Annotated in this window: 13 protein-coding genes; 3 read left to right on the forward strand and 10 right to left on the reverse strand. The window is 70.5% G+C overall.

Annotation, left to right across the window (positions count from 1 at the left end):
* Positions 1-109: 109 nt before the first annotated feature.
* Complete coding sequence (locus OIE53_RS07940) at positions 110-982, reverse strand: ABC transporter permease (protein ID WP_327025931.1); 873 nt, start codon at positions 980-982, stop codon at positions 110-112.
* A gap of 20 nt (positions 983-1,002) precedes the next feature.
* Complete coding sequence (locus OIE53_RS07945) at positions 1,003-1,797, reverse strand: ABC transporter ATP-binding protein (RefSeq protein WP_327025932.1); 795 nt, start codon at positions 1,795-1,797, stop codon at positions 1,003-1,005.
* Between the two features lie 173 nt (positions 1,798-1,970).
* Here OIE53_RS07945 and OIE53_RS07950 point away from each other — a divergent pair, with 173 nt between their 5' ends.
* Entirely contained in the window at positions 1,971-2,591 is a 621-nt protein-coding gene (locus tag OIE53_RS07950; RefSeq protein ID WP_327025933.1) for a cysteine hydrolase family protein, read from the forward strand.
* Here OIE53_RS07950 and OIE53_RS07955 read toward each other — a convergent pair.
* The 4 genes from OIE53_RS07955 to OIE53_RS07970 form a co-directional block, all read right to left on the reverse strand.
* On the reverse strand, positions 2,522-3,433 hold the full coding sequence (locus OIE53_RS07955; RefSeq protein ID WP_327025934.1) for an IclR family transcriptional regulator: 912 nt from the start codon (positions 3,431-3,433) through the stop codon (positions 2,522-2,524). The genes OIE53_RS07950 and OIE53_RS07955 overlap by 70 nt on opposite strands.
* A gap of 96 nt (positions 3,434-3,529) precedes the next feature.
* The gene (locus tag OIE53_RS07960) at positions 3,530-4,729 is read right to left on the reverse strand and encodes an FAD-dependent oxidoreductase (RefSeq protein WP_327025935.1); all 1,200 of its coding nucleotides are present in this window, start codon (positions 4,727-4,729) and stop codon (positions 3,530-3,532) included.
* Positions 4,730-4,773: 44 nt separating this feature from the next.
* Positions 4,774-5,520 carry a maleate cis-trans isomerase family protein gene (locus OIE53_RS07965; RefSeq protein ID WP_327025936.1) on the reverse strand — a complete coding sequence of 249 codons (747 nt, stop codon included), beginning with the start codon at positions 5,518-5,520 and terminating at the stop codon, positions 4,774-4,776.
* A 179-nt stretch (positions 5,521-5,699) separates the two neighbouring features.
* Positions 5,700-6,428, reverse strand: a complete 729-nt coding sequence (locus tag OIE53_RS07970; RefSeq protein ID WP_327025937.1) for an SDR family oxidoreductase — start codon at positions 6,426-6,428, stop codon at positions 5,700-5,702.
* 194 nt (positions 6,429-6,622) lie between these two features.
* Here OIE53_RS07970 and OIE53_RS07975 point away from each other — a divergent pair, with 194 nt between their 5' ends.
* Positions 6,623-7,324, forward strand: coding sequence for a hypothetical protein (locus OIE53_RS07975; RefSeq protein ID WP_327025938.1), 702 nt, complete (start codon positions 6,623-6,625; stop codon positions 7,322-7,324).
* 55 nt (positions 7,325-7,379) lie between these two features.
* Here OIE53_RS07975 and OIE53_RS07980 read toward each other — a convergent pair whose 3' ends face one another.
* From OIE53_RS07980 to OIE53_RS07995, 4 genes are read right to left on the reverse strand one after another with little or no spacing between them, the layout of a single operon-like run.
* Positions 7,380-8,552, reverse strand: coding sequence for a GNAT family N-acetyltransferase (locus tag OIE53_RS07980; protein ID WP_327025939.1), 1,173 nt, complete (start codon positions 8,550-8,552; stop codon positions 7,380-7,382).
* Between the two features lie 24 nt (positions 8,553-8,576).
* The gene (locus OIE53_RS07985) at positions 8,577-9,062 is read right to left on the reverse strand and encodes an OsmC family protein (protein ID WP_327025940.1); all 486 of its coding nucleotides are present in this window, start codon (positions 9,060-9,062) and stop codon (positions 8,577-8,579) included.
* Between the two features lie 46 nt (positions 9,063-9,108).
* Positions 9,109-10,107 carry a cytochrome d ubiquinol oxidase subunit II gene (gene cydB / locus OIE53_RS07990; protein ID WP_327025941.1) on the reverse strand — a complete coding sequence of 333 codons (999 nt, stop codon included), beginning with the start codon at positions 10,105-10,107 and terminating at the stop codon, positions 9,109-9,111.
* A 14-nt stretch (positions 10,108-10,121) separates the two neighbouring features.
* Positions 10,122-11,540, reverse strand: coding sequence for a cytochrome ubiquinol oxidase subunit I (locus tag OIE53_RS07995; protein ID WP_327025942.1), 1,419 nt, complete (start codon positions 11,538-11,540; stop codon positions 10,122-10,124).
* 210 nt (positions 11,541-11,750) lie between these two features.
* Between OIE53_RS07995 and OIE53_RS08000 the strand changes: the two genes are divergently transcribed.
* On the forward strand, positions 11,751-12,530 hold the full coding sequence (locus tag OIE53_RS08000; RefSeq protein WP_327025943.1) for a lysophospholipid acyltransferase family protein: 780 nt from the start codon (positions 11,751-11,753) through the stop codon (positions 12,528-12,530).
* The last annotated feature ends 63 nt before the right edge of the window (positions 12,531-12,593 follow it).

A 12,593-nucleotide genomic window follows, 5' to 3' on the forward strand; every position in this document is an offset into this window, starting at 1 on the left:
GGGTAATGGATGGGGGGTGAGGGATATGAGGCAAGGAGAGGTCCGCCCGCGCCGCGTCGCGGCGCCGACAGGGATACGGATGGGCGGCTGGAACGAGAGGTGCGGCCGGTCAGGGGGTGCGACGCGGCTGCACGGACTCGTGCCAGGGGATCAGCAGCCGGCGGGCGCCGGTGACGATGCTGTAGAGGGTGAAGCCGAACAGAGCCATGATCAGGATGGCGCCGAACAGCTTGTCCACCTGGAGGCCGTTCTGCAGGTTGACCGCGTACCGGCCGAGGCCCTTGTCGCCGCCGAGGTATTCACCGACGATCGCGCCGATCGTGGCCTGCACGACCGCCAGCTCCATGCCGGCCAGGATGAAGGGCATGGTGTACGGCAGGTCCGCACGCCAGAACCGCTCCCAGCGCGAGGCCTTCAGGGTGGTCATCAGGTCGTGCATGGAGCCGGGCACCGACCGGATGCCGAACGAGGTGTTGATCAGCAGCGGGAAGAAGGCCAGCAGGGCGGCCATGACCACCTTGGACGACGGACCGAAGCCGAGCCACAGGATGAACAGCGGCACCAGCGCGACCTTCGGCACCACCTGGGTGGCGACGATGAAGGGTCGGGTGATCCGGTCGAACAGGGGGGACTTGCCGATCATCAGGCCGAGGCCGACACCCAGCACGATCGCCAGGGTCAGGCCCATCATGACCTCGTAGAAGGTCGTCCAGACGTGGGTCTTCCAGACGAAGGGGTCGGTGATCTGCTCGATGAAGGAGGAGAACACCGCCTCCGGCGGCGGGAGCACGAACCGGGACAGGTCCGTGAGCTCGACGTAGAGCTTCCAGGCCAGCAGGAACAGCGCGATCAGCAGCGGGCTGGTGTAGAAGGACAGCCAGCGGTTGTTGCGCAGTCGCTGCGACCAGGTCGGGGGTGGGGGCCGCAGGAGGTCTGCGGAAGCCGATTTCGGCGCCGACTGGCGCTGATCAGTAGTGGTCACGTGGACACCTCAAGTACGGGTCAGGCCGAGATGGCGGGGCGGGCTTCGCTGTCCTGCACCTCGCCGATCTGACGGCGCAGCTCGGCGGTCAGGTGGCGGAACTCGGCGGACTCGGTCATGTCGACGGTGCGCGGCCGGGGCAGCGTCACCTCGGTGATGGAGTGGATGTGGCCGGGCTTGGTCCCCAGCATCACGATGCGGTCGGCCAGGAACACCGCCTCGGAGACGGAGTGGGTGACGAAGACGACCGTCTTGCGGTTCTCCAGCCAGATGCGCTGCAACTCCACGTTCATCATGTCGCGGGTCTGCGCGTCCAGGGCGCCGAAGGGTTCGTCCATGAGCAGCACCTGGGGGTCGTGCGCCAGGGCACGGGCGATGGAGACCCGTTGCCGCATACCGCCCGACAGTTGGTGGGGGTACTTGTGCTCCGCCTCGGGCAGCCCGACGAGGGTCAGCATCTCGCGGACCTTCGCCGCGCGCTCCTGCCGACCCATGCCGGCCATCTCCAGCGGCAGGGCGACGTTCGCGGCCGTGGTGCGCCACGGCATCAGGGTCGCCTCCTGGAAGACGAACCCCAGCGGCCGGTCGGCGCGCTCAGGCTGGTCACCGTGGTCGAGGCTGACCCGTCCCACGGTGGGGCTCTCCAACTGACCGATGATTCGCAGCAAGGTGGTCTTGCCGCAGCCGGAGGGACCGAGCAGCACGACGAATTCACCGTCGGCGATGTCGAGCGAGACCTCACTCAGAGCGAGCATCGACTGCCCGCCGGCGCCGGCGAAGACCTTGCTGACGCCCTCCACTTTGATTGCACTCATGGAATCCCCTGTCGCCCACCGGGCCCGCAATTATCGCGAGATTGTTCGCTTGTGCAGTACGCCGTTCTGTTGGTGCGAACGTAAGCTATGTTCGGCGGCAAGGTCAATGGTCCGGGAGGCCGGACTGAGTCCGATTGGTTCCCCATAAATCCCCCGAATCGGGAGCAACCCCCATGAACTACCCCGCGCAAAGTACTGCGGTGCTGGTCATCGACATGCAGAACGACTTCTGCTCCCCCGCCGGAGCGATGGCGGCCCTCGGTGCCGACGTCAGCGTCAACGCCGATCTGGCCCGCCGTCTGCCGAGCTTCCTGGACCCGGCACGGGCCGCCGGTTGCCTGATCGTGTGGGTCCGGCAGGCCGCCCACGAGCAGCTCGTCTCACCGGCCCGCAGGGCCCGAGCCGTGGCGATGGGACGCAGTCCGCTCAGCGTCTGCGCCGCCGGTTCCTGGGGCGCGGAGCTGGCCGAGGGGCTGCGGCCGGAGCCGGGTGACTGCCACCTGGAGAAGACGCGCTACAGCGCCTTCGTCGGGACTCCCCTGCACAACCTGCTGCGGGCGCACGGACGCGAGCACGTGGTCGTGGTCGGCACGGCGGCCAACGTGTGCGTGGACTCCACCATCAGGGAGGCGTACATGGCCGATCTGGCCACCACGATGCCGACCGACCTGGTCGGCTGGACCCGCGCGGACCTCGCCGAGGCGGCGATCCGCAACCTGGGGTTCTACTTCTGCGAGACCACGACCTCGGCCGAGCTGCTGTCGGCCTGGTCCGCGGCGGACCGGGTCGGCTGACGCCGGACCGCCCGCCGACGCTCCCCCTGCTCCGCCGCAGCCGGAGCAGGGATGGCGGCGGCGGGCTGATAGCCCAGCTCCGCGCTGACCTGGCGGGCGGCGTCGGCCACCAGGTCGCCGTACTCGGTCAGCAGACGTGGTGAGAAGCGGTCCTGGGGGCCGCACAGCGACAGGGAACCGTAGACCTCACCCGAGGCCAGGTGGATCGCTGCGGCCACACTGGCGGCGCCGGCCTGTCGCTCACCCCGGCTGACCGCGTAACCCTGCTGCCGGATCTGCCGCAGGTCAGCCCAGAGCTGCTCCACGGAGGTGATGGTGGCGGCGGTCAGCGAGACCAGCTCATGGCCGGCCAGATACTCGGCCACCTCGGCATCGGGCAACGCCGCCAGGATCGCCTTGGACGACGACCCGGCGAGCAGCGAATGTCGGGAACCCAGGGTCACCGACATCCGGATCTCGTGCGGTGAGAGCACCTGATCGGTGTAGACCCGCATCCAGCCCTGCCGCATCGACAGGGTGGCGGTCTCCCCGGTGGCCTCGGACAACCGTCGCATGTGACGGTTCGTGACGGCCTGCACGTCGATGGCGCGCAACGCCGCCAGACCGACCGCCAGGGCACCCGGTCCCAGCCGATATCGCCGGGTGCCCTCGTCGAAGGTGACGAACTGGTTGGCGGTCAATTCCTTGAGAATGCGGTGCGCCACCGCCTTGGGGAGATTCAACTCCCGGGCGACAGTGGACACCCCGATCATCTCCGGGCTGCTCTCGGCGAGCAGATCGATCACGGCCAGCGCACGCCCGAGGCCACTTGTCGTGTAGCGGTGACCGTCCGCTGGTTCCATCACCGGCACCGCTGCTCTCCCATTCGGCCGCGAATCGTCGTACACCTTGCCGCACGCCGGCGCACGGTCCGATCGGGAATCCGCGCTAGCCGACGCTCAGTGTTGGATGCCGAGCATACTGACACGACGCAGATACTCTTTGGCGTCCTCGGGGTTTTCCGCCAACGCCCGCAGGCGAACCAGCCGTTCGCGGCGCCCGGACAACTCCACCCCGTCGGCCGAGGTGCGGTTCTCCGTCGTGGTCGGCTGCACGAACTGCTCGGCGATGGACCGACGGCGCTGCGCGTACGCCGCGGTGGCCGCGTCCTGGTCGGGCTCGGCCAGCGCGGCGGCGACCGCCACCGCGTCGTGGATGCCGGAGTTCAGCCCCATGCCCCCGGTGGTGCTGCTCAGGTGCGCGGCGTCGCCGGCCAGCAGCACCCGTCCGATGCGGAAGGAGGCGGCCAACCGCTGGTGGCTGCGGTACATCTGGTGCTGGCTCAGCGGCAGCTCCGACGCGTCCGGCCGGTCACCGAGCAGCAGCGCCACGGCGGCCAGGAAGTCCGGGTGGGTGCCCGAGGGCGGCTCGTCGTCGACCCCGGTGCCGGTCGACAGCGCCGCCCGCCAGATGTCCGGGGTCCGGATCAGCGAGAAACGGCCCCGCGGGCCGGACCAGTAGCCGACCGCGCCGAGGTCCGGCACCGCGTCCTCGAACCGGAACGGGGTGGCCACGACCAGGCTCATCGTCGGGTACGTGAAGCCGGGGAAGGGCACCTCCAGCAGCTTGCGGGCGATGCTGTGCGCGCCGTCCGCGGCGACCACCCAGCGGCAGGTCACCTCGCTGCGGGTGCCGTCGACCGCGACCTCAAGGGTGACCTGGTCGTCGTCCTGGCTGAGCCCGACGACCTCGTGGCCGAACCGGATGTCCACGTTCGGAGCCTCGGCCACCGCCTGACGCAGCAGCCGGACCAGCTTGTACTGCTCGTACTGAAGCCGGAAGGGGTAGCGGGTCTCGCCCTCCAGCAGCTCGTAGGAGAAGCGGGCGGTCTCCGGCAGCTCAAGGTCGCGGTAGTCCAGCCGGTGTACCCGGACCGCCTCCTTGAGCATCGGGGCGGCCAGATCCAACTCGTCGAGCAGTTCGGTCGTCGGCGGGTGAACGGTCGAACCCCGCCACTCCGACTGCACCTCGTCGGGTCCCTTTTCCAGCACGATCACCGGGATGTCGCGTTGGGCCAGGGCCAGGGCGGTAACCATACCCACTGGTCCGCCGCCGAGGACGACGACCGGTGCTTGCACGGGGTGGCTAGAGAGCGCCACGTTCACTCCTTCCCGCCGGCGATGTCGCCGACGAATCCGGTCATCTAGGACTGGGCCACGACGGCGGCCAGATGCCGCAACGCCGGGCTCGGCGACTCGCCCGCCAGGTGGGTCAACCCGGCGGTCTCCAACAGTTGCCAGGCGCCGGCCAGGTTCGAGGACAGAACCGGCACCGGCGCGGTCGGCAGGACCTCGTCGAGCGCGTCCAGGCTGGGTGCGCCCGTACCGGTCAACAACACCGCGTGGCCGGGCGGGAACCCACCCTCGGGCGCCTGCAACGCCTGCAGGACGGTGTCGCGCACGGTGGTCGAGGTCAGGTCGTAGATGGCACCCGTGCCGGGCACCGGCACCGGGGTGCCGACCGTACGGCCGGTCTGCCGCCAGAACTCCGCCGCCTGCTCGGTGAGCCAGGCCGGGTACGGCGAGACCAGGGTCAGGGTGCGTACGCCGAGGCGGTCGAGCAGGTGCCGGACCGCGCTGGCGGCGCCGAACACCGGGCTGCCGAGTCGGGCGGTCGCCGCGTCGTCGGTCTGCCGGGTCTCGGTACGCCCAGGACGGTAGTAGCAGCCGGTGCAGGCGTTGTAGGTGGCCGCGACCGCCATGCCCTGCAGGGTGGCGGCGGTGTCCGGCAGCAGTTCGGCGTACCGGTCCAGCCGCTGCGCCAGGGGGCCCTCCACGACCGGTAGCCGGGCCACGTGGTAGCGGATCTCCAGCGGCAACAGACGGCGGAGCTCGGGCTCCACCGTCGGGTTGGCCGGTGGAACGATGATGCCCAGAGCTTTTTCGACCACAGCACCCACCAAATCGTTCGACTGAGCCGTACGCCGTTCTACGTACAGGAACGATAGGGGCTGTGATGGGATCGGGTCAACCCATTCGTGATCGCTTCCGGAGCGCGCGCATACCCCGTTCCACCAGGCATGACACCTTCCTCAGGCGCGCCTGCGGGACCGACTCGGGCGCTCCGGGGTCACAGACCCCCACCGACGCGCAACACGGCGCCGGTGGTGTAGGAGGCCTCCGGGCCGAGCAGCCAGGCGACCGCGGCGGCGACCTCCTCGGGTTCACCGGGTCGGCCCAGCGGGATGCGGCCGGCGGCACGCTCGGGCCGGTCGGGTTGACCGGACAGGGCGTGGATGTCGGTGCGGATGATGCCGGGAGCCACCGCGTTGACCCGGATGCCCCGGGGAGCCAGCTCCTTGGCCAGCCCGATGGTCAGGGCGTCCGTGGCGGCCTTGACGGCGGCATAGTGGACGTACTCGCCGGGGCTGCCCAGGGTGGCCGCGACCGAGGAGATGTTGACGATGGCCCCGCCCTCGCTCATCCGGCGGGCGGCCTGCTGGGCACAGAGGACGTAGCCGACGAGGTTGACGTCGACGACCTCGCGCAGATCGGCCAGGCGCAGGTCGACGAAGGAGCCGATCGGGCTGGTGACGCCGGCGTTGTTGACCAGTCCGGTGATCGGGCCCAGTTCGGCGGCGGCCTCGAACAGGGCGGCCACCTGGTCGGGGTCACGGGTGTCGGCGCACACGGCGGTGACCCGTACCCCGGTGGCGCGCAGGTCGGTGGCGACGGCTTCGGCGGTGACCTTGTCGCGGCGGTAGCCGAGGGCCAGGTGGTGGCCGGTGGCGGCCAGGCGGCGGGCGGTGGCCGCGCCGATGCCACGGCTGCCGCCGGTGATGACCGTGACCGGTGTCATCGGCTCCCCCTGTCCCGAGGCGGTGGTGGCGACGTTACCGTGACGGTCGATGCGGTGGCAGCGTGCTGTGCTCCGGCACACCGGTCGTCGTGCGTCACGCAGCCCGCCCGGAAGCGGGGCTGATCTTCGGGTTGTCGGCGGCGGCTGGTATCAAGGCAGGCGGCTGAACATGTGTACGAGGGAGAGGTCGTGTGATGGGTGCCGCTGACCAGGGTTTGTCCGATGATGAGGTACGCGGCATCAGGGAGGCGTTGGCCGCCGGCCGCAAGCCGAAGGTGGTGTTCACCGCGGCGGCGGGTCAGATCGCCGGCCAGTTGGGACAGGTGGTCGAGTTGACCGACCCCTCGGTGTCCGACGAGTTCGTGGTGGTGCGGTTCGGGCGCGACGAGTTGCCCTTCTCCCCCGCCGACCTGGCGGTGGCGCCGCGCGGCGCGGGTCGTCGGCAGGCGGAGGCCAAGGCGGAGGCCAAGGTGGAGCCGACGCCGGTCGAGCCGGTGGCGGCGGAGCCGGAGTTCGTGTTGGACCGGGTGCCGCAGCCCCGTCAGGAGGAACCCACCGTGCAGGAGGAGTCGAAAGTGGAGTCGAAGCCGGCGCGGCGGGCCGTCAAGGCGACCAAACCCAAGTCCCCGTCGGGTTTGACGGTGACCCTGGCCTACGCCGAGGGAGAGTGGACGGTCGCCGCACAGCAGGGCGGCAAGGTGCTGGCCAAGCCGTACGTGGTGAAGCCGGCCGAGGCGCTGCGGATGGTGGCCCTGGTGGACGTGCCGGGGGTGCACGAGGCCGTGGAGCAGATTCTGGCGGCCGAGCGGGCCGAGGCCGAGCAGCAGGCGGAGAAGCTGCGGGCGGAGCTGGCGGAGATCGAGGCCCGGCTGGCGGAGCTGCGCGAAGCGGGCTGAGCGGCAAGGGTCGCAGCGGGGTCCGGGGTGCAGGCCCCGGACCCCGCTGCTGTGCTCAGAAGTAGTCCAGGGCCTGGGCGGGTGGGCCGGCGGCCAGCAGGTCCAAGGCGCCGGGGTCGGGTGTGGTGTGGTGCAGCAGGCCGGCCTCGGCCAGGGTGCGGGCGGTGCCGGTGGCGGTGTAGAGGCGGGCGAAGCCGCGCACACTCAGGTGCAGATCCGCCTCGGTGCTGCTGCGGTGCAGGTGGGCCTGGCCGTCGGCGACGGTGAGCTGCCAGGTGCCGGTGTTCCACTCGGCCAGATCGTCGGTCAGGGCGAAGGTGACCTGGCCGCGAACGTGGGCAGGCCAACCTCGGGTCTCCACGGCCCGGACGACGTCGACCGGCCGGTGCATCCAGGTGTCGTGTTCGTGCTGCCGGGCCAGTTCCAGGGGCAGTTGGGCGCTGACGGCGTCGCCGGGCAGGGGGGTCAGCCGCAGGGTGGGAGCGACGCTGTGCCAACTGGCCAGAACCCCGACGAGGGTACGGGCGGCCTCGGCGGTGCCGGCGAGGAGGTCCTCGACGGTCAGCACGGCCTCCGGGCCGTAGCCTCGGCCCCGGTTCCAGCCGGCGTACCCGACCAGGGTGTCGCCGTGTTCGACCAGGGTCAGCCCGTCGTACGGCAGGTCTTCGCCGAGGTGGAAGCGGGGGTGGGTGCGGGTGAGCAGACCGTTGCGGTGCCGGGCCAGGCGTTCGTACAGGCCGGTGGTGGCGGGCAGGTCGGCGGGGGTGCCGGCCCGTACGGTCAGGTGTGCCGGGCGGGGGTGTCGGGGCAGCGCGACCGTGGGCAGGTCGAGGGTGCGCAGCTCTCCGGTGATCTCCCAACCCAGGGCCCGGTAGGGGCCGGTGGTGGTGGCGAACAGGGTGCTGACGGCGGCGCCTCGTTCGTGGGCGCCGTGCAGCAGGGCGCGCAGCAGGGCCCGGGCCACCCCGGTACCCCGGGCCTCGGGGGCGACGGCGACCCCGGCGACGCTCGCGGCCGGTACGGTCGCCCCGCGCCACCACTGCTCGTCATGCAGGTCGACCGCCTTGCCGACGAGGGTGCCACCCCGGTCGTAGGCGCCGTAGCTGGTGCGCCCGGCGAGTGGGGCGGTCGGGGGTGGTGCTTGCGGGTCGGAGCCGAAGGTCAGGCGACCGAGCTGCCAGGCGGCGGGAAGGTCCTCGTCGGGGAGTACCCGGATGGTGGGCTGCACGCCCCTGACGATAGTGAGGTCCGGTCAGGTGGCGCGGGTGACGGGTCGGTGCCGGACCGGGAAGTTGACCGAGTTGGCGATGAAACACACCCGGTGGGCGTCGTCGTGCAGGGTGGTGGCGGCCTCGACGGTGTCCGGGTCGGCGACGGTGACCTGCGGGCGCAGGAGGGCCTCGGTGAAGTGGCCGCTGCCGGTGTTGTCCGTGGTCATGGTGCCGGTGGCGTGGTCGACATAGGCGGTGACAACGATGCCGTTGTCGGCGCAGAGGTGCAGGTAGGCCAGCATGTGGCACTGGGACAGGGCGGTGAGCAGCAGCTCTTCCGGGTTCCAGCGGGTGGGGTCGCCGCGGAAGGTGGGGTCGGAGCTGCCCGGGATCAGCGGGTGGCCCTCGGCGGTGATGTCGTGGTCGCGGCGGTAGTCGCGGTAGCCGCTGGTGCCGGTGCCGAGGTTGCCGGTCCAGGTGACCGTGGTGGCGTAGGTGTGGGTGTGCAGGCGGGGCATGGGGGTCATGGTGCCGCATCGGGCCGGGGGTGTGCTCCCCCGGCCCGATGCCCGGTCAGTGTTGCGGGATGTGGGCGACCCCGATGCGCTTGCGGAACACCCAGTAGGTCCAGCCCTGGTAGGCCAGCACGATCGGGGTGAAGATCACCGCCACCCAGGTCATGATCTTCAGGGTGTAGGGGGTGGAGGCCGCGTTGACCGCGGTCAGGGTGCCGGCCGGGTCCAGGGTCGAGGGCAGCACGTTCGGGAACAGCGCGGCGAACAGGGTGGCCACGGCCAGGGCGATGGCCACGGCGGTGCCGGTGAAGGCCCAGCCCTCGCGGCGTACCTTGGCGGCGGCCAGACCGCCGAGCAGGGCCAGGGCGGCGCCGACGGCGAACACCACCGCGGCGGTGCTGGAGCGGATGGTCAGGGTCCAGCTGAGGAAGGCCACCGCGAGCACGGCGGTGCCGACCCCCAGCCGTACGGCCAGGGCGGCGGCCCGTTCCCGGATGTCGCCGACGGTCTTCAGGGCGATGAACACCGCGCCGTGGGTTCCGAACAGGGCCGCGGTGGTGGCGCCACCGAGCAGGGCGTACGGGTTGAGCAGGTTGAACAGGCCGCCGGCGTACTCGTGGTCGGCGGTCAGGGGTACCCCGCGCAGGATGTTGGCGAAGGCGACCCCCCACAGCACGGCGGGGATGAGGGAGCCGAAGAAGATGGCGGCGTCCCAGCGTCGTTTCCACTGGGCCTCGGGGCGCTTGTGCCGGTACTCGAAGGCGACCCCCCGGGCGATCAGCGCCAGCAGGATCAGCAGCAGGGGCAGGTAGAAGCCGGAGAAGAGGGTGGCGTACCACTCCGGGAAGGCGGCGAACATGGCGCCGCTGGCGGTGATCAGCCAGACCTCGTTGCCGTCCCAGACCGGCCCGATGGTGTTGATCATTACCCGGCGTTCCCGGTCGTCACGACCGAGTACGGGCAGCAACATGCCGACACCGAAGTCGAAGCCCTCAAGGATGAAGTAGCCGGTGAACAGCACGGCGACGAGGAGAAACCAGATGGTGGTCAGTTCCACGGTGGGGCTCCGGGTCAGTAGGCGAAGGCGAGCGGACGGTCGGCGTCGTCGTCGGTGTCGTCAGGGTCGGGGTGGTCGCTGACGTCGGGCACCCCGGCCTTGGCGTAGCGCAGCAGGAGCTTGACCTCCACGACGGCCAGGACGGCGTAGATCAGGGTGAAGGCCGCGAAGCTGGTGAGGACCTCGGCCAGGGAGACGCTGCGGGACACCCCGTCGCGGGTGAGCATCTCGCCGAAGACGATCCAGGGCTGCCGGCCCATCTCGGTGAAGATCCAGCCGAAGGAGTTGGCCAGCAGGGGCAGGATCGGCATGGCCAGCCCGGCGCGCAGCAGCCACTTGCTGTTGGGGGTGGTGCGGCCCTTGCGGTGGGTCCAGAGGACCACCAGGGCGATGGCGGCGGCGGCCATCCCGAAGGCGATCATGAAGCGGAAGCTCCAGTAGGTGACCGGGATGATCGGGGTGTAGCTGCCGGGGCCGTACTGGGCGCTGTAGAGGGCCTGGAGGTCGTTGATGCCCTGCACGGTGCCGTTGGGGTCGCCGGTGCCGAGGTACGACAGCAGGTAGGGGATCTTGATGGCGAACAGCTCGCGGCTGCCGTCCAGGCTGCCGATGGTCAGTACGGAGAACGAGGCCGGGCTCTCGGTCTGATAGAGGCCTTCGGCGGCGGCCATCTTCATGGGCTGCACCTGGGTCATGATCTTGCCCTGGATGTCGCCGGTGATGGACACGGCGAAGGCGGAGATCAGGGTCACCCAGGAGCCGAACTTCGCGGCGAACCGGTAGGCCGGGGTGTCGGGGCTGTCGCGGTTGCGGATCAGGTGCCACAGGGCCACGGCGACCAGCAGGCTTCCGGCGACCAGGAAGGACCCGGCGATGGTGTGCGGGAAGGTGATCAGGGCGAGCTTGTTGGTCAGTACGGCGACGAAGTCGGTCAGTTCGGCGCGTCCGGTCTCGGGATTGAAGCGGTAGCCGACCGGGTTCTGCATGAAGGAGTTGGCCGCCAGGATGAAGTAGGCCGACAGGTTGGTGCCGATCGCGGCGGCCCAGATGCTGGCCAGGTGCAGGCGCTTGGGCAGCCGGTCCCAGCCGAAGATCCACAGGCCGATGAAGGTGGATTCCAGGAAGAAGGCGACCAGGGCCTCGATGGCCAGCGGGGCGCCGAAGATATCACCGACGAAGCGGGAGTAGTCGCTCCAGTTCATGCCGAACTGGAACTCCTGCACGATGCCGGTGACCACACCCATCGCAAAGTTGATCAGGAACAGCTTGCCGAAGAACTTGGTGAGCTTGAGGTATTTCTCGTTACCGGTGCGGTGCCACAGGGTTTGCAGGATGGCGACCAGGACGGACAGCCCGATGGTCAGCGGTACGAAGAGAAAGTGGTAGACGGTGGTGACACCGAACTGCCAGCGGGCGACGTCCAACGCGTCCACCTGCGACCCCCATGCTGCTCATACTACAAGACGTAGTAGATACTACCTCTCGTCGTACAGGGAAGTGCAGAGGCGAGGGGCCCGTACCGGCCCGGGACCAATGACCCTGCTCACCTCGGGCCGGAGGACCCGTCGGCGGCCTCCGGCCGTCATGGCGTCTCCTCGGCCCCCGTCCGAGCAGACGGGCGCAGGCGTGCGACCATCCCGCTGGTGGACCCTGTGCACTCCCCCTGGCGGCCGCCGCTGATCTGGCGTGCCGCGCAGGCACTCGCCCGTGTCGCGGTCGCCTTGCTGGCCCGGCTGGAGGTCACCGGCGACATCCCCGCCGCCCTGCGCGGCGGGCCGCTGATCCTGGCCGCCAACCACATCAGCCCCTTCGACCCGATCGTGCTCAGCGCCGCCTGCCGGCAACGGCGGATCGCCCCGCGGATCATGGCCACCGGCGGACTGTTCCGGACACCGGTGATCGGCGCGGCCATGCGCGCGGCCGGGCACCTGCGGGTGGACCGGGGCACCAGCGGGGTGCATCGGGCACTCGACGACGCGGTAGCGGCGGCCGCCGCGGGCTCGGTGATCCTGGTCTACCCGGAGGGACGCATCGGCCTGGACCCGGGACTGTGGCCCGAGCGCGGCAAGACCGGCACCGCCCGGCTGGCCCTGGCCAGCGGCGCCCCGGTCATCCCGGTCGCCCAGTGGGGCAGCCACGAGGTGCTCCCCTACCAGGCCCCCAAGGGGCTGCTCGGTGGGGTGGCCCGCGCCCTGCTGCGTCGGCCCCGGGTGCGGGTGCACTTCGGGGAACCGGTGCGGCTGGCCGACCTGTCCCCCGACCGTCCCGGCGTGGCCCGGCTGGCCACCGACCGGATCATCGACGCCCTCACCGACACCCTCGCCCCGCTGCGCCTGGACGAACCCGACCGGCCCCGGCACGTCGACCCCGGGCGGCCGGTAGACACCACCCGGATGCATCGCCGCCGCACCGCCGCAGACTGACACCGCCCCCCGTGGGTGGTTGGTCATCTCCCGGTCACCGACAGGTCCTCGGGGCCGGGCATA

This window comes from Micromonospora sp. NBC_01739 (genome assembly GCF_035920385.1).
In the GTDB taxonomy this organism is placed as follows: Bacteria; Actinomycetota; Actinomycetes; order Mycobacteriales; family Micromonosporaceae; genus Micromonospora.